The sequence below is a fragment of the Novipirellula caenicola genome, from assembly GCF_039545035.1.
In the GTDB taxonomy this organism is placed as follows: Bacteria; Planctomycetota; Planctomycetia; order Pirellulales; family Pirellulaceae; genus Novipirellula; species Novipirellula caenicola.
This window is the reverse complement of the sequence record NZ_BAABRO010000003.1, coordinates 322,133-344,203: the sequence shown is the minus strand read 5'-3', so window position 1 is coordinate 344,203 and position 22,071 is coordinate 322,133. Positions and strand designations below refer to the sequence as shown.

The following is a 22,071-nucleotide window of genomic DNA, read 5'->3' as shown; positions in this document are numbered from 1 at the left end:
TTGTTACCTCGATAGTGTTGCTAACTACAATTGGTCATTCTACTCGGTGACGTTCAAAGCCAAAGCGGACGTGCAGCTACATCAAACCCACTCGCTTGCGCGCGATCCAAAACAGCCCCAGCAGCGAGATCATCAGGATGGCGACCAGCGGGTGGCTCCACAATTGCACTCGGCGTGTTTGCGACGTCGGAACCGATATGGCGGCTACGGCGTTTTGCAGCGAGTCGAGTTGCTTGAGCGAAAACATCTCGCCTCGCGAAATCCTGGCGATTTCCGCCAACACTTCGGGACGGGCCGGTTTGCCAATCCGTTCCACTTTCGCGTGCTGAACATGGATCGTAGTTTCAAACGGCGAGTCGCCGGCCTCGGAGGGCATCGTCACTTGATAGTCGCCCGCTTCGCTTGGGGTGAACGCCCCGGCGTAGGCTCCCCACGTATCGTCGATGTTTTCCAGGAGCACATTTTGAACCTGCCCGGACGGGGCGACAATCCGCACCGACACCTCGCGAGCGGCCAACGGATTCCCATCATCCCCCAAGCGATTCGCACTGAGTGTGACACGTTGGTTCACGCGAGGTTGCTCGGGCGAATAAAACAGCCCCTTGGACATTCGATGCTGGTACGCCATCCAACGAACAACTTGCCCCCAAAACCGATAGTGATACAAATCCTCGACGCCGCGTCGCCAACGCCATGCACCATCGGTCCCCATGAACAACACTTTGCCCGCGCCAGCCGAACGGGTGACGATCAGCGGCGTCCGCCCGTACTGGTTGGACGCATCCTCGTGAACCGCCAAAACCTCGGCACCCGCCGTCGCACGAACCACGGCAGCGTACCACTGAAACCCCGGCAAACCTGCCCAAACGCGCGCATTGGAATCATCATCGTCGGCAAGCTTCGTCAGCAAACTGTGACGTCCCGCTTCGGTCAGGGCAAAGTGGCTGGGCGTTCGAGCTCCCCAACCGGTCGGTTGTGATTCGTCGAGCGTTACCGGCAACAGATCACCCAGCGGAGAGTCGACAAGCGACATCATATGACCGGCAATCCCCGGGATCACCACCAGTCCGCTCGCTTGTTGCTCAACCAATCCCTTCAACAAACGACACTGTTCTTCGCTCAATTGATCTTCACCGACGCCAACATCACCAAGGAAAACCACGTCGTACTGCGACAACTCGGCCAAATCGCTGGGGAACGACGCGATGTAATCTCGGTTACCGCCGCCGGTCTTACTTAGCCCTGGATGAAACAGCAAACACGAAACTTCGATTCCAGGGTCTCGTGACAGCGCATTTCGGAGATAGCGGTATTCCCAACGCGGTCGCGATTCGATGACCAGCACTTTCAACTGCTCTTCGGGAATCGAGATCGGCATCGAAAGTTCGTTATTGCTCGTGATGCGTTCGCTTGCATGCATCGGAATCGATAACGTCAACTGGAATTCACCCGTCTGCTGCGGCTTCCACAAAATCGTTTCGGACGTTTGCCCCATTGCATGGATCGTGAATTCACGAGTCGCCTCGGTACCATCAGACGCGGTCAACTTGGCGATCGCACGATGATCTTGTGCCAAAGAACTTTCGACCGCAAAGGGGATCCGTAGCGTTTTGTTGGCGACCCCCAACGCGGGAACATCAAAGCTGAGCAGTTCGACATCCGGCAGTCGCTCTTGACTGCCAACCGGGATCGTAAAGATCGGAATCTGCTGCATGCGGAATTGCGTCGCCGCTTCGACAGGCGTTGCCCCCGCATTCCAGTCTCCATCGGACGCCAACACGACGGCTCGCAGATGAGGGTAGCCATCGATCGCCGAACTGAGTGCTGCATCGATATCGGTGCGGTCGTTTTTAGCGCCGCTGGCGAATGGCATCACGATCACATCGGCATCCTGCTGCACAGCCGCCCAGGTTCGCTCGTCCATCACGTGGCCGATCGATTCTCGACGCGTTCGCATCAGATTCAATTCGTCACCGGTATCGGTGGTATCCATGCTGAGCGAATCGTCGCCCAGCACCACGACGGTGGGGCGGCGTGTGGGATCAATTTGGTAGATCATCTCGGGCTGGTTCAGCAGCAACACCGCCAACGCGACCAACAACACACGAAACAGCTCGATCCAAACCACGGAAGATCGAAAACGGCTTCGCGCACACGCGATCCACGCAAGCCCGCAGGTAACGACCAGCACGAGGATCGAAACGACCAAGAACAGCGAATTCCACTGAAACGAGAAACCCGAATCTATCATGCGGGTCTCCCTTGGTTGGCGATCGATGTATGACGACGAGGCAAACAGAGCACCGCTTCAAGCAACATCGCGACGATCATTCCAAACAAAAACAACCGCCAAACCTCCCTGGCAATGCCGCTATCCTTATCCACGCCGTCGTCGACACGCGAGAAATGGACTCCTTCGAAAAGCGCCTCGACGTCGGCCGCATCCGCCAACTCGACTTGGTCCTCGCTGGCCGCACGATTCACCGCGATCAATCGACTGCCCTGCCCTGCCCCGCTGCGGTAAACTCCGGCGGTCGATGCATACTCGCTAGAGATTCCGTTGGGGTCGCCGGCGAGTTGTTTCCATCCATCGATTGGCAAATCCACTTGACCGGCAACTTGGTTGCGTGTGCGAGTGAGCGACTGTAGCCCTTGATCGATGGCACGTTGAACGATCGCGTACAACACGACACCGTTATCGGCCAGCGAAGATCGATCAAGCGAAGGAGACGCCGCGCAAAAATAAACGCCTCCGTTCTCCGTCATCGCCCGTGCCAACAAAGGGTCGCCACCAGTCACTGTGGCCAATGCAGTGACGTCACCTTCGATCTTCGCATGCCCATGGACTTGCAACTGCCCCACCGGCAATCCAGCACCGCTGCTGGTCGCAGCGAGCAGGTCCTGATCGGATCGCCAGTTTTCGACAAGCACTTTTTCGCCATCGCCCTGCCATGGCCCCCACTGGATGCCATTGAAACTGCGTTCAGTGATGACACCACCTCCTGAGGGCAACCCTGGCGGCGGAAAGAAGATCACTTGGCCACCTTGGCCGACGTAGTCGGCAACCTTCTGTGCCGCCGCTCCGACCGGCAACTCGACACACCACAGCAGCAGCGCCGCCGCGTCAAGGTCGAGCGAATCAAGTGCATCGGACGTGAGCACCTCAACACTAGCGGGGTCATTGGGATCGGGCGAAACCGCTGCAGCAATCTCCAACGCCTTCGTCGCATCACGATCGTCGCTGACCAACACGACATGCCGTGGCGGCGGAGCATCAAAAACAAAATAGGAGACATTGTCAGCATTGTTCGCGTCGGCAGGGATCGCCAATCGTCCCCAACCAGCTTCCGTTTGCGACGAAATCGGGATCCGTTGGTTGCGTGTTTCGGACTGACTGCTGACCAGCGGCACATCAAACTGAGTCCGCACACCATCGACTTCGACTTGAACTGGCACCGCGGCGCGATCACCCCGACCACCAGCACTGGGGTGTGCGAATTGCGACAAATTCAACGAGACCATCACGGCTTCGCCATCATCGTCCTTGATTCGCCGCGTCTCGGTAACGCGAACCGAGCGATTGGATGCATTGGATTCGGGATACGCCAACAAGTGAAAACGAACCGACTGAGGCATCTGGCTGAGCATCTCGCGTGACGCCGTCCACTGGGGATTGGCCACATCCCAATCGACAGCGTTCATGTCGCTACAGATCCAAACATCGGCGTCGCCCACTTGATTGCTTTTCAAATAGTCGATTGCGGTCTGAACCAACTTGGGAAACTTCGCCGTGCTACTTGAACCTCGCATCAGTGGCGAATCCACCATTGCATCGAGTGTCGCGAACGAAGTCGGCTGCTGCGTCCCGCTATCGATCAACACCCAGTGCGACGCGTCGAGCATCCCAAGTGTGCTGGCAATTTGCGTACGTGCACGGCTCAATTTCGACTCGCCCGACACCCCGGCCTCTTGCATGCTAGGGGACCGATCCAAAATCACGATCGTCGTATCGACATGCGATCCAAATCGCCAAGCGAACATGCCGCTCGAAAGCGGACGGGTGACGGCAAAGACCAGCCCAGCTACGACAAGCACTCGCATCGCGAGAATCAACCAGCGACGCAGTTTCGCATAGCCCTGCGACATCTGGCTCGCCTGCATCAGGAACGCCATCGCCCCCCAAGGCTTGATTTGGTGACGTCGTTGGTTCATCCAATGAATGATCACCGGCAGCATGACCAACGGCAATGCCAACAGCATCCAAGGCTGCAAGAAACTCATCGGCGCATCACCCTATCAGCCCCTTCTTCCTTGAGTCCGACCGACAAGGAAATCACTCAGCACTTGCTCGTACGGCTGGTCCAACACGACGCGGTGATAATCCACCGACGCGCGTGCCATTCGCATTTTGATCGATTCCAAGTACTCGGTCATCGCCGCGTGATAGGCCGCGGCAACTTCAGCGGGCTCGGCAAAGATCGTCGCATCGTTTTCCATATCAACGAACCGAGTCGGCTGGTCGAAATCGAACGCCAGTTCTTCGGGATCCAACAAATGAAATACCGACACGTCGTGTTTGCGAAAACGCAAATGCTCTAAACAAGGTTGCAATTGCTCGGGAGACACAAACAAATCCGACAACAAAATCACCAGAGCATGCTGCTGGATCGTCTCGGCCAATTCGTGCAATACCGCGATCAATTCCGTCTCGCCCGCAGCAGTCGCTTGATCAAGCAAGTTGAATAAGTTCGATAGATGTGCTGGGTTCCGTAGCGCCGGCAACCGATTGACCACCTGATCCGCCACACATGCCAGTCCAACTGCGTCCCCCTGTTCCATTGCCAAATACGCCAGCGTCGCCGCCATTCGTTTGGCATAATCGAGTTTGGACAAACCGGTACTGCCAAAGCCCATCGATCCACTGGTGTCGACGACGATCACCATTCGCAGGTTGGTATCCGCTTCGAACTCTTTGACAAAGAAGCGATCCGTTCGCCCGTAGGCACGCCAATCGAGTCGCCGCAAATCGTCGCCGGGAACGTACTTGCGATACTCGGCAAACTCGACACTCGATCCACGATGCGGGCTGCGATGTCGGCCCGAAACGCTTCCCAGCATGACTTTGCGTGCAAACAGCGGCAGCCCCCGCAGCCGCGCAAGCACGTTGGGATCAAGAAAATCGCGAGTCGGCACGGACGACGTCATACCGCCGTTTCCTCGACCAATCGCTTGACGATTGTCTTTGCAGTGACGCGTTCGCTTTGCGCCGCAAACGTCGTGATGATGCGATGCGTCAATACCGACGGAGCCACGTGCTGGATGTCTTCCAACCGCACCATGTAACTGCCTTCGAGTGCCGCACGGCTCTTGGCGCCGAGAATCAAGTTTTGCACCGCGCGAGGCCCCGCGCCCCAAGAAACCAAAGGCCGCATCCAATCGGGCGCCGTTTCGCCATCAGGCCGCGTTTTGCGAACCAACCGCGCTGCGTAGGTGTAAAGATGATCCGGCACCGGCACCCGTCGTACCAAGTGTTGGTAGCCGAGAATATCCTCGGCAGTCAACAAGTGCGCTAGTTGAGGCAATTCGTCACCCGTTGTGGTCTTCGCGATCTGAATCTCTTCGGCTTCCGATGGGTAATCCAATTCGATTAAGGACATGAACCGATCAAGCTGCGCCTCCGGCAGCGGATAGGTTCCCTCTTGCTCGACGGGGTTCTGAGTTGCCAAGACCATAAACGGCTCGTCCAGCGGAAAGTGTTTTCCAAGCACGGTGACGCGGTGCTCCTGCATCGCTTCAAGCATCGCGGCTTGGGTTTTTGGCGGAGCACGGTTGATCTCGTCCGCCAACACAATGTTGGAAAACAATGGACCTTTGACGAATTGGAATTCACGCCGCCCATGATCCGATTCCTGCAAAATGTCCGTGCCGGTGATATCCATCGGCATCAAGTCGGGTGTGAATTGGATGCGGCTAAAATCCAGCGACATCGTTTCCGCCAACTTGCTGACCAACAAAGTCTTGGCCAGTCCCGGAACCCCCATCAACAGGGCATGTCGGCGCGCAAAAAGACAGACGACCAATTGCTCAATCGTATCCTGTTGGCCCACGATCACACGTGCCAATTCGACTCGCAGTTTTTGGCAAGTATCCGCGAGTCGATTGATTGCATCGACATCATTGTCGTTGAGAGTATCGGTCGTCATGGTGTTTTTTGAGTTTCCGTCGGCGTCCATCCCGCAACAATGTAAACGATCACCTTCATCGTTCGAGATGTCTCCGCAGTATAACCAGTCAAACGTGATTCCGCGTCACTTCCCCCCGACGTTGAAAACTGCTGATTTCGCTGGCCGCTTTGGCCAACGCAGGTAAGCATTTCGTAGCGAAACTCGTCAACGGCTTGTTGATTTAGTGAAGTTTCCTGCGGCAAGGGTCGTATGATGGACTTCCTAGTCCGTCAGTGGTGTATTCGACGGACTCGGAGGTCCGTCGTACGACTAAATAAACAAGCCGTCAACGGTTTCGGAGGCAGGCGCCCAATGGCATTAGGTATACGCCATGAAACGAAAGTCTTGACGACTTCCGCTACGATATTTCAGCTCATGCCCTATAAAAAAATCCTTCACCGCGCTGATGTTCAATCAAATCAGCCGTCTCCGTTGGTGTGACGGGACACCGGAACGGCGAGCCGACTTAAAACATCTGAAAATCGCCAGCGGCTTCAAAGGCGGCTTCGTAATGTTCGATCCGCTCAGGCTCGGCCAACCCGCTGGGCCACCACACTGCAACAACGTCAAAGCGACATCGCGAACCGAGCAGTTTTTTTCGTTTTAAGTACCGTAGTGCCGCACGTGTCACCCGCCCCTGCTTCGCTTCGTCCACCCGGTCCGCCGGATGCCCTGGCTTGGTCGTCGAATGCGTTTTGACTTCGACAAAGATGACGACTCGCGTCTTGGGGTCAATGGCGATCAAGTCAATCTCGCCGCCCCGATCCGACTCGCTTTCGGCAACCACCACCAATCGTTTTTGACGCAGCAACCGTGCCGCCGCCTGCTCGCCCCGCTTGCCTACCGGTGCGGACAAATCGATCGCTCCATAACGGTAATCGAGGTAGCGATCACGCCAACGATTCAGCAGCCTCAGCACCGCAGCAGCCCTCGGAAAACGAAAAAAGCGACAGAGCGTCATTTTAGACGCTCTGCCGCTTTGTAAGTTTAAGATTTGCGGGGTGGGAGGCCGATTTGATGCCGATCGGAATGAACAGCACAGGCCAATAGCGTGTACTGGATTCAGGCCGATGACAGGCTGGAAACCTATCCCACATTGCTCACAGGCAAGCAGCCCGTGCTACGTTTAGCTGCGGCGACGCTCTTTCAAGCGAACTGCCTTGCCGACGCGATCGCGAAGGAAGTACAGCTTCGCGCGACGAACCACGCCACTGCGTTTGACTTCGACCTTTTCGATGCGGGGGCTGTGGACGGGGAACTTACGCTCCACACCCTGGCCGGCGACGATACGGCGAACCATGAACATTTCGGTCGAACCACTGCCGCTGCGACCAATCACAACGCCACTGAAGACTTGGATTCGCTCTTTTGCACCTTCAAGAATCTTCAAGTGCACGTCAACGGTGTCGCCGATTTCGAATTGTGGCGGGTTCTCTTTCAGAGCGGTCTTTTCGACCAACTCCATAATGGATGATTGACTCATTTGTATTGCTCTCTTCTCAAAAAGATTTAGTTGTTTTCATTGTCCGACTCCAGCAAATCGCTGCGTCGTTTTTGAGTTCGATCGAGGCTTTGCTGGTCCCGCCACTTGGCAATCGCCTTGTGGTCGCCGCTCAGAAGAACGTCGGGAACTGCGTGGTCGCGAAACTCTCTTGGTCTGGTGTATTGAGGAAACTCGAGCAACCGATTTCCACGGCTGAACGAATCATCAATGCTGCTGTTCTCGTCACCCAGCACGCCTGGCAAGAGCCGGACGACTGCGTCGACGATTACCATTGCCGCGACCTCGCCTCCGTTTAAGACAAAGTCACCGACACTGACCTCTTCGGGCTGCAAAATATCAACCACGCGTTGGTCAAATCCTTCGTAGCGACCACAGAGCATTAACACACGCTCACTTGTCGCAAAATCCTCTGCCATGCGTTGATCAAAGCGTTTCCCTTGAGGCGTCAGCAAAATTCGCCGCGCCGGTCGGGGATCCATCGCTTCGACACTGTCGACACACGTCACCGTCGGTTCGACTTGAATCAGCATCCCTGGCCCGCCCCCGAAGGGACGATCATCGACTTTGCGATGAGGTGTGTTTTCGGCCCAATCCCGCAGGTTATGCCGGTGGATTTGCACCAATTCACGCTGAATCGCTTTGTCAAGCAGACTCTGAGTCAGGTAGCCATCAAAAATCGCTGGGAACAGTGTGACGATGTCCAGTCGCATAGCGCAGGACCTCTATCACTCGCTCGCGGATTCTTCAGCCGCAGGAGCTTCGGCTGCGGGTGCTTCGGCCGCAGGCTCTTCCTTCTTCTTCGCTGGCTTCGGAGCTTCCGGAGCAGGCGTGTACTGTTTTCGCTTGCCCAATCGCTCGCGTGCAGCCTCTTGCTGTGCAAGATGGCTACCGTTGGTGCCATACTTTTTGATGAAGGTCGCAACGCCTTCGCTTGGCTGAGCACCGACGCTCAACCAATGGTCGATTCGGTCTGACTTCAGTGTCACCCGTGCATCGGTCTCGGGGCACATTGGATCGTAATGACCCACTTCTTCGATCACACGACCGTCACGAGGACTGCGTTGATCCATCACACATACACGATAAAACGGGCGGTGAGTCCGGCCCATCTTCTTCATACGAATTCTTACTGCCATTAACTGCTTCTCAATTGATACAGGGTTTCACTTCTAGTCAGACTGCCTAGGGCGGAAAACACTTTCCCACGCCGGGTCGGTGCCAGAACGTACTGGCATCTTCTTACTTCATCTGAATTGTTAACGCGGCCACCTAGCCTTTGCGTTTCATTTTTCGCAACATCTTGTCACGTTCTTTCTTTCGTTTGCGTTTCTCGGCGGGCGATAATCGTTCGCCAGTGCCTTTTTTGACCTTCATCCCGCCCATCCCGGGATTGTTCAGCAGCCCGCTGCTCTGCATCTGCTGCATCATCTTCATCCGTCCGCCAGCACCTTGGCCCATCATGCCTTGCATCAGCGGCTTCATCATCTCGAACTGCTTGACCAACTGCGTGATCACGGGCGACTGAACCCCAGCCCCTTTGGCAATCCGCGTTCGCCGATGAGCATCGATGATCTTGGGGTTGCGACGCTCTTCCATCGTCATGCTGTTGATCGCGCCGATGGTTTGGCGAATCCCGCCTGCAGCTTCCTCGCTGTCCATCATCTCTTTGAATTGGCCCATCCCAGGCATCAGGCCCATCATCTTGCCCATCAATCCGGGCTTGGCGACCTTTTCCATCATGTTTTTGAAGTCATCGAGCGTGAAATCGCCCGACGCCATTTTGGCCTCGAGCTCCTCACGTTCGCTCTCATCGACAATCCGGTGAGCTTCGCGAGCGGCGGCGACGATATCGCCCATCTGCAAAATGCGGCTCGCCATGCCTTCGGGACGAAACGGCTCGAGCGCATCAAAGTGTTCGCCCGTTCCGATAAACTTGATCGGCACGCCGGTGACATGCTTGACCGACAACAACGCACCACCGCGTGCGTCACCATCAAGTTTGGTCATGACCACGCCGTCCAGCTCCAAAGCGTCATTGAACGCTCCGGCACTGTTGACCGCGTCTTGCCCGGTCATCCCGTCGACGACCAGATAAACCTGGTCGGGACCGACCTTTTTGTCGATCTTGGCCAATTCGGCCATCAATTCATCATCGATCGCCAAACGGCCGGCGGTGTCGAGGATGACGACGCGAGCCCCTTCGGCCTTGGCCTTGGCGACGCCGTTCTGACAAACCTTGACCGGATCTTTGTTGTCCGCTTCGCTGTAGACCGGAATGTCTAATTGGCGGCCAATAACATGCAATTGCTCGATCGCCGCAGGACGCTGCAAATCGGCCGCGACCAGCATCGGCTTGATGTCTTGTTCTTTGAGCAGCTGCGAAAGCTTGCCACAGGTCGTCGTCTTACCACTTCCCTGCAACCCGCAGAGCATGATCACGGTAGGACCTTCGCTCTTCAAATGCAGCGACGAATCGACCGGACCGAGGATCGAAATCAACTCGTCGTGAACGATTCGCACCAATTCTTCGTGCGGACGCAGACTCAGCAGGACTCGTTTGCCCAGTGCCTTTTCGGACACATGTCCCATGAAGTCTTGGACGACCGAGTAGCTAACGTCAGCCTCGAGCATCGACTTTTGAACGATCTCGAGCCCGTCGCGCATATTGCTTTCGGTAAGCTTGCCCTTGCCGGACAAGCTCTTAAAAGCAGACTGCAGACCATCAGATAGAGATTCAAACACAGGAAACTACGGGGGAAATCGAACAATCGCACAGAAGTCGGGACAGAGGGGTCCCGAGCGAAGCACGGCAGTTTACGTGAGAAAGGCCGGTTTTGTAAATGCACAACGCTGAACTAGCTTGGCAAAATCGCCCAAAAGCAAGCTCGCAGCCCCCCAAACCCTCCTTTTCCTGTCTCAGCAGGATGAAATTTGGCCCAAGCCGGGCACGCCGTGAAGCTTTTTTTGTAGCTACCTTCGCCAGCAGCTGGTAATGCGATCTGGATATCAACCATCCACGCTCTGGCGAGCGTAGCTACCAATCGAAAATGCTGTAACTTACCGCCTCTAAATGTTTTATAGGGTTACCAAGTGGGGCTAATCCGAGAGCCGCTCGAGCACGGCAGCATGCAGATGACCGTTGGTCCCGACTCCATCCCCCCCTCGTACGGTGGAATTGCCTTTCCAGTCGGTGAACTTCCCGCCCGCCTCTTGGATCACCGGCATGATCGCGGCGACGTCCCAAGCATTGCAGATCGGGTCGACCATTAAATCGGCACGCCCCGTGGCAACCAACAGATAACCGTAGCCATCCCCCCAACTTCGCGTCACCCATGCATCCCGCTCAAGCTGCGCATAAGCATTCTGGCTGCCTCGCTTTGCGAACGACCCGACTTCACTGGTAACAAACACGGCGGTGGACAGATCGGTCTTGCTCGACACGGTCGCTTGGGTCCACTGGGCATCGGAGGTTTTCCGGTGCCAACTGCCCTGCCCTACCCCGGCGACGATGATCTCGTCCAACGCGGGAATAAATATCGCCCCCCCGATCACCTCGCCATCGCATTCGACCGCCAACAGCGTCGAGTAGAGCGGAACGCCGCAAACAAACGATTTCGTGCCATCGATCGGATCGACGACCCATCGATAAGCACTGGTGCCGGTTTTTTCGGCAAACTCTTCGCCTTGCAGCGTGTCCTCAGGAAACCGCTCGCCCAACAGCTTGCGAACCAACTGTTCGGCTTCGCGGTCGGCCACTGTGACGGGCGAATCGTCTTTTTTCGCATCCACGACCAATTCGCGGGTCCCAAAATACTTCAGCGTGTGTCGACCGGCCGCCTGAGCAACCTCGATCATCGCCGAAAGCCGGCCATCGTGCATCGATTGCCAATCGTCTGGTTTGCTAGTCATTGCGTTGGCTCTTCGGAATGGGAGGGTTTGAGTTTAGGGTCGTTCGATTCAGCGTCGCTTGGCGGGGTCGACGATGCCGATCCCGCAGTGGCCGACGGCGTTCCGTTCACGCCTGGAAAAAACGATTGATACATCAACATGCACGCTCCGACCACCAACAGCGAGTCGGCAATATTGAAATTGGGCCACTTCCACTGGTCGCTCGCCTGCCACAAAACCCAGTCACGGACCCCGCTTTTCCAGGCATCGGGGTAGCCCGGTTGCCACCACAGCCCGAGCCGATCGTACAGATTTCCAATGATTCCGCCGCTAATCAGCCCGAGTGCGACGGTCAACCACATCGAATGCGCGGCCCGAAACCAGAACAACCACACCAAAACCCCAATCCCGGCTACGACGGACAGGCTAGCAAAAATGACCCCTTGTCCCTGCCCAATCCCGAAGACGGCACCGAGATTGACGGCCGTTTCGATCCCGAAATAGCCATCAATCAGCCACCAAATGTCCTTTTGTCCAGGCAAACCACGCCAAGCAAAAATGGCTTGTTTGCTCCACAAATCGGCGATCGCACCGGTGATGGCGAGCCCTAAAAAGACGACCACACGGTTCTTCGGCAGGCTCGGCGGTGGGGTGTTGGGAGGGTTTCGATCGGGTTCGTCCATGTTTTCAGATCAATCAGCGGTCGGATTTGTCAACCTTTCACAGTAGAATTAGCAGCAGAGTTTGCCCAGAGCGATCGGGTTCCGCAATCGTGATCTTCCGCATATTTTCACTTCTTCGTGATTAGTGAATCTAGCGGCGGCGACGCCGTGCCGATCTACTTTCAAGAGAGATGGTGATTCGTGACTGCCGAAAACCATCCACCATTCCAATTTTTATCCCGTTTCCTCCTCACTTCGTCATCGTCATGTTGCAGACCGCCAATTCGACCAGCGCCCCGCAAACGGACCTCGCCTTCCAACGCTGCATCAACCCAACCTGCGGTGCAACGTACGAAGCCAACAGCGTCCGCACATCGTGCGACAAGTGCGGTGATCTGCTGGACATCGATTACGAATGGGATCGTGCCGTCCTGCCGAAGAAGCTCAGCGAGTTCGAGGCGATGTGGAGCCAGCGGACCAACCCGGTCCGTTTCAGCGGGGTGTGGCGGTTCCATGAATTGCTGCCGTTTGTCCCGCAAGACAAAATCGTCACCGTCGGCGAGGGACAAACGCTGCTGCAGCAAACTGATGCGGTCGGCGATTACGTCGGCATGAACCACGGTAAATTGCATCTGCAATACGAAGGGATGAACCCGTCGGGCAGCTTCAAAGACAACGGCATGTGCGCCGCCGTGACCCATGCAGCGATGATGGGCGCCAAGCGGGCGGCCTGTGCGAGCACCGGGAACACCAGCGCGTCGCTTGCCCTTTACTGCAGCGCCACACGCTTGATGCGAGCAGTCATCTTCATCGGCAGCGGCAAAATCTCGTACGGCAAGCTCAGCCAAGCCCTCGATTACGGAGCCCTGACGGTACAGATCGCGGGCGACTTTGATGACGCGATGATCCGCGTCAAGCAAGTCTCGCAAGAGCTGGGCATCTATCTGGTCAACAGCGTGAATCCCTTCCGCTTGGAAGGTCAAAAAACGATCATGTTCCGGATCCTCGAAGCCCTTCGCTGGGAAGTGCCTGATTGGATCGTCGTCCCCGGCGGCAACCTCGGCAACAGCAGCGCGTTTGGCAAGGCGTTCAGTGAACTGAAGGCCCTCGGCTTGATCGACCGCATGCCACGTTTGGCCGTCATCAACGCCTCGGGTGCGGACACGCTGTACGAATTGGTGGAACGTCGCGGCGTCCGCTGGAACGGTGGACATGTGAACATGGATCCGATTCGCGAGTACAACGACTTGATGGACCGCGAGGGCAAAAAGGCCGATACGATCGCCAGTGCAATCGAAATCAATCGCCCTGTGAACCTGAAAAAGTGCTTGCGGGCACTGGACACGATGGACGGTGTCGTTCGCCAGGTCAGCGACCAAGAGATCCTCGACGCCAAAGCCAAGGTCGGTGCCGGTGGATTCGGTTGCGAACCCGCCTCCGCGGCAAGTGTTGCCGGCGCCAAATTGCTCCGCCGCGAAGGCGTGATTGCACCAAGCGACCGTGTTGTGTGCATTTTGACCGGGCATGAACTAAAAGATCCGACCGCCACGGTCGCCTACCACACCACCGACCAAGAAGTGTTCAATAAAACACTAGGTAGCCGCGGGGTGACCAAGGCAAGCCATGCGAACCGAGCGGTCGCCGTGCCGAACGAATTGGACGACATTATCAAAGCGATTCAGCTGTATTCGTAGATCCGTGGCGGCACGGATTACGTTGGCTTGAGCTGCTATTAAGCAGTCAGACGCAAGACGCCCGGTTCGATTCGAACGTTCTGCGCGCTGCGAACGGACGGCTCAAGGTCGGTGACTAGGCAGATCTGCAGGAGACTGGCGGTTTATCAGCCGTTTTTGGCCAACGCGGTGAAGCATTTTTGATTACGAAAAGGATGCTCTCGGCGGCTAAAGCCTGTACACCAACGGCTCGGACCGAGAATGTTGGTGTCCAGGCTTTAGCCGCCATGTCACTGGTTCCGCGATTTTCCGCTTATCTAGCTTTGTAGCGTCTCGTTTTGGCGATCGCCACGGTTCCGTCACCATCCAGCCCGCACTAGCGTCCAAACGCAACGCTGTGAAGCATTTTCTCTTATAGAATTTGCACTGATTTAGCGTAGCGGAAGTCGTCAAGACTTTCGTTTCGATGACGTATGCCCCCGAAACTCTTGACGAGTTCCGCTACAGGAAATACTTCACAGCGTTCGCCCAAACGGCTAATCGACGAGTGGTGGTGCCGTACGAAATCAGCAGTCTCCAATGATATTGGAGAGGCGACAATGAAGTAGTGCAACCGAAAAACTAAACCAGCCTGAAGACTTAGCAACTCAGGCTTCGGCTGCGGTCGCTCAAATGTGGATGGCACATGTCGCAGCGATGTTGGCTTTGAATCGTAGTCACTCACGTCCCCAAGGTTCGCGAAACCAAAGCCGACTTCCGGAAGTCACCTTATCTTCATCGTAATCGCCGCATCTCGACGACGCGCCGCCGCCCCGGTGACGGTCTCTGTACGCGTCTCGGCTTTTCAAAATCTTTTCAAGCGATGCGGCAAGCCGCGTCCACTTGCTTTTCGCAAAACCGTTACGATAAAACTCTGCCCGTCCCCACCCACCGCCACACTTTGACTTGCGCCCCCCTATGAAAACGGTTCTAGCTTTCGATCAAGGCACTACCAGCTCGCGTGCGATCGTCTTTGATCACTCCGGCACGATCCTTGGCACCGCACAACGCGAGTTTACTCAGCATTACCCACAATCGGGCTGGGTCGAACATGATGCAAACGAGATCTGGGAATCGCAGCTCGCGGTGGGACGCGAGGTGATCCAGCAGTGCAAGTTAGCCCCCAGCGAAATTGCGGCGATTGGCATCACCAATCAACGTGAAACGACGCTGCTATGGGACCGGACGACGGGCGAGCCGATTCACAACGCGATCGTTTGGCAAGACCGACGCACCGCCGAATTTTGTGACTCGCTACGCGAAGCGGGACACCTCGAAATGATCGCCCAAAAAACTGGCCTGCTGATCGACGCCTATTTTTGCGCGACCAAATTGCGATGGTTGCTGGACAATGTCGACGGAGCTCGAGAGCGTGCTGACCGCGGCGAATTGGCGTTTGGAACGATCGACAGCTGGCTGTTCTGGAAACTGACCGGCGGCCGCGTGCACGCGACCGATGTCAGCAACGCATCACGAACGATGCTGTTTGACATCAACACGCACACCTGGGATGACGAGCTTCTGGAACTGCTGAAAATCCCCCGCAGCGTTCTCCCTGAGGTGCTACCGTCGAGCCATCTGTATGGCGAAACCGACCCCGAACTGTTTGGCGGTGCGATCCCGCTTGGCGGTGCTGCGGGCGATCAGCAGTCGGCGCTGTTTGGACAAAACTGCACTCAAGTCGGGATGGCGAAAAACACCTACGGCACCGGCTGTTTCATGCTGATGAACATCGGTGAAAAACCGTGGGCATCCAAATGCAAACTGCTCACCACCGTTGCGTGCACTGCCGGAGAGCATCGTCAGTACGCACTGGAGGGCAGCATCTTCATTGCCGGCGCGATCGTCCAGTGGTTGCGGGATGGACTTGGGATCATCGAATCCTCTTCGGAAATTGAACCGCTAGCGGCCAGCGTGACCGATTCAGACGGTGTTTATCTAGTACCTGCATTTGCAGGGCTCGGGGCACCGCACTGGGACGCGTACGCTCGCGGAACAATCGTGGGGCTGACGCGGGGAACCACGCGAGCCCATATCGCGCGGGCCGCGTTAGAAGGAATTGCCTTTCAAGTCGCCGACGTGCTCGATGCAATGCAACAAGACGCAGGCACTAAGATCGCAGAACTTCGTGTCGACGGTGGCGCGGCGGCCAATGATCTGCTGATGCAGTTCCAAGCCGATATCATGCAAATCCCCGTCGTCCGTCCCAAGGTGCTCGAAACCACCGCACTCGGAGCCGCCTACCTTGCAGGACTAGCCAGCGGATTTTGGAAAGATCTCGACGACATTGCGGACGTCTGGCAAACCGAGCGAGTGTTTACACCCTCGATGCCCCCAGAGGAAGCGAAACATCGTCGCGACCGTTGGGCCGACGCACTCGGGCGGGCGAGATCATGGGAGCAACATTGATGGATTTTCATGGCAACACTCCGGCGGGCACGGCACCGGCGGGCATGAATCGCGACAATGCGATCAAACGATTACACCAGCGTCAATCTCCATGGGATATCCTGATCATCGGCGGCGGTGCGACCGGAATCGGGATCGCCATGGACGCTGCTTCGCGTGGGCTAGACGTCCTGCTGCTTGAACAAGCCGACTTTGGCAAAGGCACGTCCAGCCGAAGCACCAAACTGGTCCACGGCGGAGTCAGGTACCTCGAACAAGGAAACATTACGCTGGTGCGAGACGCGCTGCGTGAACGAAGCTTGCTGCGAGCCAACGCACCACACCTTGTCCACGACATGCCGTTTTTGATCCCCTGCAAAAATCGCTGGGAGCGTTTCTTTTATGGCGTCGGACTGAAAGTCTATGATTTCCTTGCCGCTGGCAACAATTTTGGCCGCTCGCATGGCGTGTCCAACAAAGAAACGCTGACCCATATTCCTGTCCTCAAGTCCACCGCGTCCAAAGGGGGCGTGATTTATCACGATGGCCAATTCGATGACACACGGCTGCTGATCAACATGGCGACCACGGCGACCGACCATGGTGCCTGCCTGATCAATTACGCCTCCGTGGACGCCTTGACCAAAGATTCGATGGGCGACCTCGACGGCGTCATCGCCAAGGACCATGAATCCGGCGATCAGTGGACGATCCGGGCCAAGTGTATCGTCAACGCAGCCGGCCCTTTTTGTGACAGTATTCGAGCATTGGACGACGCCGGTGATGAAAAGATGTTGTCGACCAGCCAAGGCGTCCACATCGTCTTGCCTCGTCACTTCTTTCCCGGTGACACGGCAATGATTGTCCCCAAAACGTCCGATGGACGTGTGATTTTCATCATCCCGTGGCATGATCACGCCGTGATCGGGACAACCGATACCCCGATCGAAACGCCGACGTTGGAACCGACGGCCAAAGCCGAAGAAATCCAATTCTTGCTCGACACCACTGCCGAATACTTGTCCGACGCTCCGACCCATAACGATATCCTCAGCGTCTTTGTCGGCATCCGGCCGCTGGTCAAAGGCGACAAGTCGGCGCGAACCGCATCGCTTTCACGCGATCACACGATCCGTGTCTCGACCTCAGGACTGGTGACCATCACCGGCGGCAAATGGACGACCGTGCGAAAGATGGCCGAAGACTGTGTCGACCGCGTCGTTCGCGAGAAATACCTTTCGGCGAAACCGTGTATCACCCAGTCGATGCACTTGCATGGCTTTATCGAATCATCCAATGTCAGATCGGATTCGCGTTCCTATTACGGATCGGACCTAGAATCGATCGAACAACTGGAAAGCGAATCCCCCGATCTTGGCAAACTGCTGCACACTTCGCTGACGATCCGTGGCTCGGATGTGGTGTGGGCAGTGCGCCATGAAATGGCTCGCACGATCGAAGACGTGTTGGCACGACGAACACGCTCGTTGTTCCTAAACGCTCAAGCGGCACTGGACATCGCATACGAGGTCGCACAACTGATGGCGACGGAGCTGAATCGCGACCAAGCGTGGATCGACGAGCAACTCCGCGACTTTCGCAGCGTGGCTCAGCACTACCTGCCAAAGAAGAGCCGATAAACCAAACACTGGCGACAGGCTGAGAAGCCTACCCCACTTTTCTCTACAGCGTCTTTAGATACTCCAGCACGGCGGTCTTTTCCGCTTCGCTGAGTTCGTCGGGATAAGTGTGCCCGGAATTGCTTTTGCCAAAGCGACGGGTGTCGAAATAACTGCGACGTATTGCGACGTCGGGCTCCGTGACCGGCATCTTTTCAGCCAACTCGATCGTCAGCCCCATTCGCTGCTCATCCATCACTTCGCTCACCGTTCGCCACACGGTCGGCCGCTCGCTCGGGTGCAACACATGCCACAACGTTGGCACACTGCCGTTATGAAAATACGGAGCACTCGCCCAAACACCGTCCAGCGGCGGTGCGACATAGCCGTCCAGTTCGACAATCGTCTGCTGCGGGTCGTCTTCGCCCGCATGAGCAAACCAACTCCTTGCATACTTGGCCCGTCCCGCTTCGGTCAACGCTTCGGCGCGGACTGGGTCGGTGCCAATCTCATCCAGTGGAATCCGGCGGTTGGGGTACTCGGAATCATCACCGTACGTGCCATGACATTCGGCACAATTGCGATCAAACACACCTTTGCCAACCGACACAAGCTCGTCGTCGATCGCTCCGTCGTATTTGGGCGGACGCAGCGATGACATGTAGGCATAGACGTCACGAAAGTCATCTTCGTGCTCACGAAAAAATCCGGGTCCGTTCTCAGGCACAAGCATGAACTGCATCAAACCACGATGTCCTTTTTGAGCAAAGCCATCGATGTAAATGTACGGACGCTTGTAGAAATGCCACCATGGCGGCGCGTCCATGTCATGATGCACAAACGGCACCGGAGGACGATTCACCACGTTGAGCTGTTCGTCTCGTTGGTGCATCAGCCCCATCCCAAAGACCACCGCATTGGTCGTCCCATGAGTGGTCCCCAATGGAATGAACAGCGACCCTAAATCCATTCGCGACATGGGTTCGCCGATGCGAAACTTGGTTCGCCGAACTTCCTCGGTCATCGTTTGCAGCGCGAACCGATTGTTCGGAGCTCCGGGGGTCGGTTTGCCATACACACTACCGCCGTGACATGAAAAACAGTTCATCGTCCACTGGCCATCGTCACCGACGACGTACTGCAGCGGTTTGCCGGAATCATCACCTGGCCGCGTGGTCAGCCCATAACGCGAAAACGTCATTTCTCGCCGCTGCTCGGGAGTTGCTTTTTCCGCTTCACTCCGCAGCGGTTCAGGCCAACTCTGCCACACGTTGTCGATCACCCGCTGATGAAAATCACTCGGCAAAAGCGGCGTTTCGGTCAACAAACGGTAGCCGCGTGCGATCGCATTCGTATCCTCCGCGTTGGCCGCAGCAGCAACGACGCACGCCAGAAACACAAAAACGATATTGAGAGTTTTTTGACACATGAACTTATTATACCGCCGCGACAACACGTGTAGACCGATAAACCGTCTTACCGCAAACCAATGTCGAATCCAACCGACAACCATCAGGAACACCCGACGAAAGGGCTAGAAAAAGGGCGGTTAGAACCTGCAGGAACGGACGCGCCCCGCAAGTTTCGACACTCCCATGCGCAACGCCTGTGGAGGCTTGCATTAAAATGGTACCTACCAGCGGTGGATGATGGTGTCGCGATCGCACTACGCGTCAATCGATTGACCTTCATGCTTGGCAGACAAATCCCTCGAAAGGTCAACCGACCATGAACATTGGCATCGACCCCAAAGTCGATTTTGCGTTCAAGAAGCTTCTCGGTAGTCGAGAGCATCCTGAGATCACGCTTCATTTTTTGAACTCGGTCTTAGCCGGTGATCCTGTGATTGAGAGCGTTGAAATCCTCAATCCTTTCAATGAGAAAGACTTCGACGATGATAAACTCTCGATCCTGGATGTGAAGGCGACTGACGACCGTGGACGATTGCTCGACATCGAGATGCAAACGAGCCTTCCCGGCGAGCTTGCCAATCGATTGATCTACTACGCGGCATCGCAATATGTTGGCCAACTTCGCGAAGGCGACCGCTACGGAAGCCTCATGCCATCGCTCGGTATTAGCGTGCTCAACGGCGTCCTATTTCCTCAGGTCCCGGAATTTTGTCTGGATTTCCGAATGCGTTGCCAAAACCCGGAGTTAACTCTGTCTGATGCCTTACAAGTCCATCTTTTAGAGTTGCCGAAGTACACCCCACCTAGCGATAATACAGTCATCGATGACCCACGTGAGCAATGGGCTTATTTTTTCCGACGGGCGGCAACGCTGGAGCGAGAGGAATTGATCTCTCGTCTAGCGGCTCCCATTTTCACCGAAGCGACGAGAGTCCTTGAGATGATTTCCAAAACCCCCGAAGACCGCGAAATTTACGAATCGCGTTTGAAGCTCCAACGAGACGAGCAATCCCGCCTAGAAGCCGCCGAGGCACGTGGCGAAGCTCGTGGTGAAGCACGTGGTCGAGTTCGTATGTTGGAAGGTCTCCTGGGTCTCGATACACCTGCGAATTTCGATTCTTTGACGCTTGAAGAACTAGCTTCCCGAGAGCAGTCGCTTCAACGACAGCTTCGAGAACGTGGAATCGGCTAACTCAGCAGCACCGTTTCTACACGCACCAAAACCAACAGGGACACAGCATCTCTTGTGTTTGTGTCGCAAGATTGAACGAATGAGATCAAATGGGTCAAACCTCTTTTTGAGATCAAATGGGTCAAACCTCTTTTTAGTCAACTGGGGCACAGCACCTTTCCTAAATGTGTCGCGAGACTGAAAAAGGGCGTGGTCGACATTTTGGAATCGGTGGAATCGGCTGCCCGCGTGAACTTGTGCCGATAACTGCCCATCGAGGCAAGGCGAAGCGGAAAGCGGCTTGTTTGGTTTTCGCGATCACATTTTCTAACCTTTCATTTTCTAACCTGGCTTCTTCTTTTTTCACTGATATGTGTCATCTCGATTGCGGACTCGATCGGAGTGACAGTGCCGCGTCAGAGAAGCAGCGTGCATTTGCCCCTGAGTAGCGGACTGCGAACGAAGAAGGTTAGAAAATGGGAGGTTAGAAAATCAAAGCTCGGATGCGCCCCGCAAATTTCGACACTCCCGTGTCAATGAGCCATTGCCAGAAAGCGAGTTGAAAGCGAGCCGAATCTGTGCGAACCGCGGTGCACCGTTGGGTGATGAAGGCTGGGTCGAACCGATTGCCAGGCGACTCAATTTGGAATCAACGATGCGGTAAAGAGGTCGTCCGAGAGTTCGACCATTGCCAATAAACGCAAAAAGAGGTTTGACCCCTTTACTTCCTTGACCCCTTTACTTCCTCTGGGTCAAACCTCTTTTTAGTCAACTGGGGCACAGCACCTTTCCCAAATGTGTTGCAAGACTGGAAAAGGGCGTGGTCAAAATTTGGAATCGGTGGAATCGGTTGCCTGCGTGAACTTGTGCCGATAATTACTCCACCAGGTCGAGCCTAAGCGGAAAGCAGTTTGCACGTTTTTTACGATCCAATATTTTAACCTACCATTTTCTAACCCTGCTTTCCTTTTCCGATAACGGATGCCACCTCGATTGCGGACTCGATCGGAGTGACAGTGCCGCGTCAGAGAGGCAGCGTGCGTCTGCCCATGACTGGAGGACTGTGGACGAAGAAGGTTAGAAAATGGGAGGTTAGAAAATCAAAGCTCGGATGCGTCTCGCATGTCTCGACAGTCCCGTGAGCAACGCTAGTGGAGGCAATCGTAAACATGGGGCCCGCAATCGCATCATTCAATCAGAGGGGCAAACCCCTTTCATTGTTCGAAGTTGTTGCCTCCACGGCTTCCAAACCGGGGCTCTCGTGTCAATGAGCCATTGTCGGAAAGCGAGTTGAAAGCGATTCGAATCTGTGCGAATCGCGGTGCACCGTTGGGTGATGAAGGCTGGGTCGAATCGATTGCCAGGCGACTCAATTTGGAATCAACGATGCGGTAAAGAGGTCGTCCGAGAGTTCGACCATTGCCAACAAACACAAAAAGAGGTTTGACCCCTTTGTTTCCCAAAAAGAGGTTTGACCCCTTTGTTTCCCCA

Annotated in this window: 16 protein-coding genes; 4 read left to right on the top strand and 12 right to left on the bottom strand. The window is 55.8% G+C overall.

What is annotated here, in order from left to right:
* Positions 1-76: 76 nt before the first annotated feature.
* The 11 genes from ABEA92_RS08660 to ABEA92_RS08610 all read right to left on the bottom strand — a co-directional run bounded on the left by ABEA92_RS08660 (position 77) and on the right by ABEA92_RS08610 (position 12,299).
* A complete protein-coding gene (locus tag ABEA92_RS08660) occupies positions 77-2,251 on the bottom strand; it encodes a hypothetical protein (RefSeq protein ID WP_345683420.1) in 2,175 nt (724 codons plus the stop codon).
* Complete coding sequence (locus ABEA92_RS08655) at positions 2,248-4,281, bottom strand: BatA domain-containing protein (protein WP_345683419.1); 2,034 nt, start codon at positions 4,279-4,281, stop codon at positions 2,248-2,250. Before ABEA92_RS08655 ends, ABEA92_RS08660 begins: the two co-directional genes overlap by 4 nt.
* 15 nt (positions 4,282-4,296) lie before the next feature.
* Positions 4,297-5,205: a DUF58 domain-containing protein gene (locus tag ABEA92_RS08650; protein ID WP_345683418.1), complete on the bottom strand. Its 909-nt coding sequence runs from the start codon at positions 5,203-5,205 to the stop codon at positions 4,297-4,299.
* Positions 5,202-6,203: an AAA family ATPase gene (locus tag ABEA92_RS08645; protein ID WP_425572407.1), complete on the bottom strand. Its 1,002-nt coding sequence runs from the start codon at positions 6,201-6,203 to the stop codon at positions 5,202-5,204. The genes ABEA92_RS08650 and ABEA92_RS08645 overlap by 4 nt, the downstream gene beginning before the upstream one ends.
* Positions 6,204-6,690: 487 nt before the next feature.
* Positions 6,691-7,143, bottom strand: a complete 453-nt coding sequence (locus ABEA92_RS08640) for a YraN family protein (protein WP_345683416.1) — start codon at positions 7,141-7,143, stop codon at positions 6,691-6,693.
* Between the two features lie 207 nt (positions 7,144-7,350).
* Positions 7,351-7,707, bottom strand: coding sequence for a 50S ribosomal protein L19 (rplS, locus tag ABEA92_RS08635; protein WP_040766013.1), 357 nt, complete (start codon positions 7,705-7,707; stop codon positions 7,351-7,353).
* A 26-nt stretch (positions 7,708-7,733) separates the two neighbouring features.
* The gene (gene trmD, locus ABEA92_RS08630; protein ID WP_345683415.1) at positions 7,734-8,438 is read right to left on the bottom strand and encodes a tRNA (guanosine(37)-N1)-methyltransferase TrmD; all 705 of its coding nucleotides are present in this window, start codon (positions 8,436-8,438) and stop codon (positions 7,734-7,736) included.
* 15 nt (positions 8,439-8,453) lie between these two features.
* Entirely contained in the window at positions 8,454-8,846 is a 393-nt protein-coding gene (gene rpsP, locus ABEA92_RS08625; RefSeq protein ID WP_425572413.1) for a 30S ribosomal protein S16, read from the bottom strand.
* A gap of 151 nt (positions 8,847-8,997) precedes the next feature.
* Entirely contained in the window at positions 8,998-10,470 is a 1,473-nt protein-coding gene (gene ffh / locus ABEA92_RS08620) for a signal recognition particle protein (RefSeq protein ID WP_345683413.1), read from the bottom strand.
* A gap of 354 nt (positions 10,471-10,824) precedes the next feature.
* Entirely contained in the window at positions 10,825-11,637 is an 813-nt protein-coding gene (gene hisN / locus ABEA92_RS08615) for a histidinol-phosphatase (RefSeq protein ID WP_345683412.1), read from the bottom strand.
* Entirely contained in the window at positions 11,634-12,299 is a 666-nt protein-coding gene (locus tag ABEA92_RS08610) for a signal peptidase II (protein ID WP_345683411.1), read from the bottom strand. The genes hisN and ABEA92_RS08610 overlap by 4 nt, the downstream gene beginning before the upstream one ends.
* A 245-nt stretch (positions 12,300-12,544) precedes the next feature.
* Here ABEA92_RS08610 and thrC point away from each other — a divergent pair, with 245 nt between their 5' ends.
* The 3 genes from thrC to ABEA92_RS08595 all read left to right on the top strand — a co-directional run bounded on the left by thrC (position 12,545) and on the right by ABEA92_RS08595 (position 18,018).
* On the top strand, positions 12,545-13,972 hold the full coding sequence (gene thrC, locus ABEA92_RS08605) for a threonine synthase (RefSeq protein ID WP_345683410.1): 1,428 nt from the start codon (positions 12,545-12,547) through the stop codon (positions 13,970-13,972).
* 936 nt (positions 13,973-14,908) lie between these two features.
* Entirely contained in the window at positions 14,909-16,399 is a 1,491-nt protein-coding gene (gene glpK, locus ABEA92_RS08600; protein WP_345683409.1) for a glycerol kinase GlpK, read from the top strand.
* 44 nt (positions 16,400-16,443) lie between these two features.
* Positions 16,444-18,018 carry a glycerol-3-phosphate dehydrogenase/oxidase gene (locus ABEA92_RS08595; protein WP_345683641.1) on the top strand — a complete coding sequence of 525 codons (1,575 nt, stop codon included), beginning with the start codon at positions 16,444-16,446 and terminating at the stop codon, positions 18,016-18,018.
* A 43-nt stretch (positions 18,019-18,061) separates the two neighbouring features.
* On the opposite strand, the gene ABEA92_RS08590 is transcribed toward ABEA92_RS08595, so the two are convergent.
* A complete protein-coding gene (locus ABEA92_RS08590) occupies positions 18,062-19,426 on the bottom strand; it encodes a c-type cytochrome (RefSeq protein WP_345683408.1) in 1,365 nt (454 codons plus the stop codon).
* 299 nt (positions 19,427-19,725) lie between these two features.
* On the opposite strand from ABEA92_RS08590, the gene ABEA92_RS08585 reads away from it, so the two are divergent.
* Positions 19,726-20,601 carry an Rpn family recombination-promoting nuclease/putative transposase gene (locus ABEA92_RS08585; RefSeq protein WP_345683407.1) on the top strand — a complete coding sequence of 292 codons (876 nt, stop codon included), beginning with the start codon at positions 19,726-19,728 and terminating at the stop codon, positions 20,599-20,601.
* Positions 20,602-22,071 lie beyond the last annotated feature (1,470 nt).

Bases quoted from the DNA above. Each gene is read 5' to 3' on its own strand.
- ABEA92_RS08660 (WP_345683420.1), bottom strand. From the start codon at position 2,251: ATGATAGATTCGGGTTTCTCGTTTCAGTGGAATTCGCTGTTCTTGGTC.
- ABEA92_RS08595 (WP_345683641.1), top strand. From the start codon at position 16,444: ATGAATCGCGACAATGCGATCAAACGATTACACCAGCGTCAATCTCCA.
- trmD (WP_345683415.1), bottom strand. From the start codon at position 8,438: ATGCGACTGGACATCGTCACACTGTTCCCAGCGATTTTTGATGGCTAC.
- ABEA92_RS08585 (WP_345683407.1), top strand. From the start codon at position 19,726: ATGAACATTGGCATCGACCCCAAAGTCGATTTTGCGTTCAAGAAGCTT.
- ABEA92_RS08590 (WP_345683408.1), bottom strand. From the start codon at position 19,426: ATGTGTCAAAAAACTCTCAATATCGTTTTTGTGTTTCTGGCGTGCGTC.
- ABEA92_RS08655 (WP_345683419.1), bottom strand. From the start codon at position 4,281: ATGAGTTTCTTGCAGCCTTGGATGCTGTTGGCATTGCCGTTGGTCATG.
- ABEA92_RS08610 (WP_345683411.1), bottom strand. From the start codon at position 12,299: ATGGACGAACCCGATCGAAACCCTCCCAACACCCCACCGCCGAGCCTG.
- ABEA92_RS08645 (WP_425572407.1), bottom strand. From the start codon at position 6,203: ATGACGACCGATACTCTCAACGACAATGATGTCGATGCAATCAATCGA.
- thrC (WP_345683410.1), top strand. From the start codon at position 12,545: ATGTTGCAGACCGCCAATTCGACCAGCGCCCCGCAAACGGACCTCGCC.
- rplS (WP_040766013.1), bottom strand. From the start codon at position 7,707: ATGAGTCAATCATCCATTATGGAGTTGGTCGAAAAGACCGCTCTGAAA.
- ABEA92_RS08650 (WP_345683418.1), bottom strand. From the start codon at position 5,205: ATGACGTCGTCCGTGCCGACTCGCGATTTTCTTGATCCCAACGTGCTT.
- hisN (WP_345683412.1), bottom strand. From the start codon at position 11,637: ATGACTAGCAAACCAGACGATTGGCAATCGATGCACGATGGCCGGCTT.
- glpK (WP_345683409.1), top strand. From the start codon at position 14,909: ATGAAAACGGTTCTAGCTTTCGATCAAGGCACTACCAGCTCGCGTGCG.
- rpsP (WP_425572413.1), bottom strand. From the start codon at position 8,846: ATGAAGAAGATGGGCCGGACTCACCGCCCGTTTTATCGTGTATGTGTG.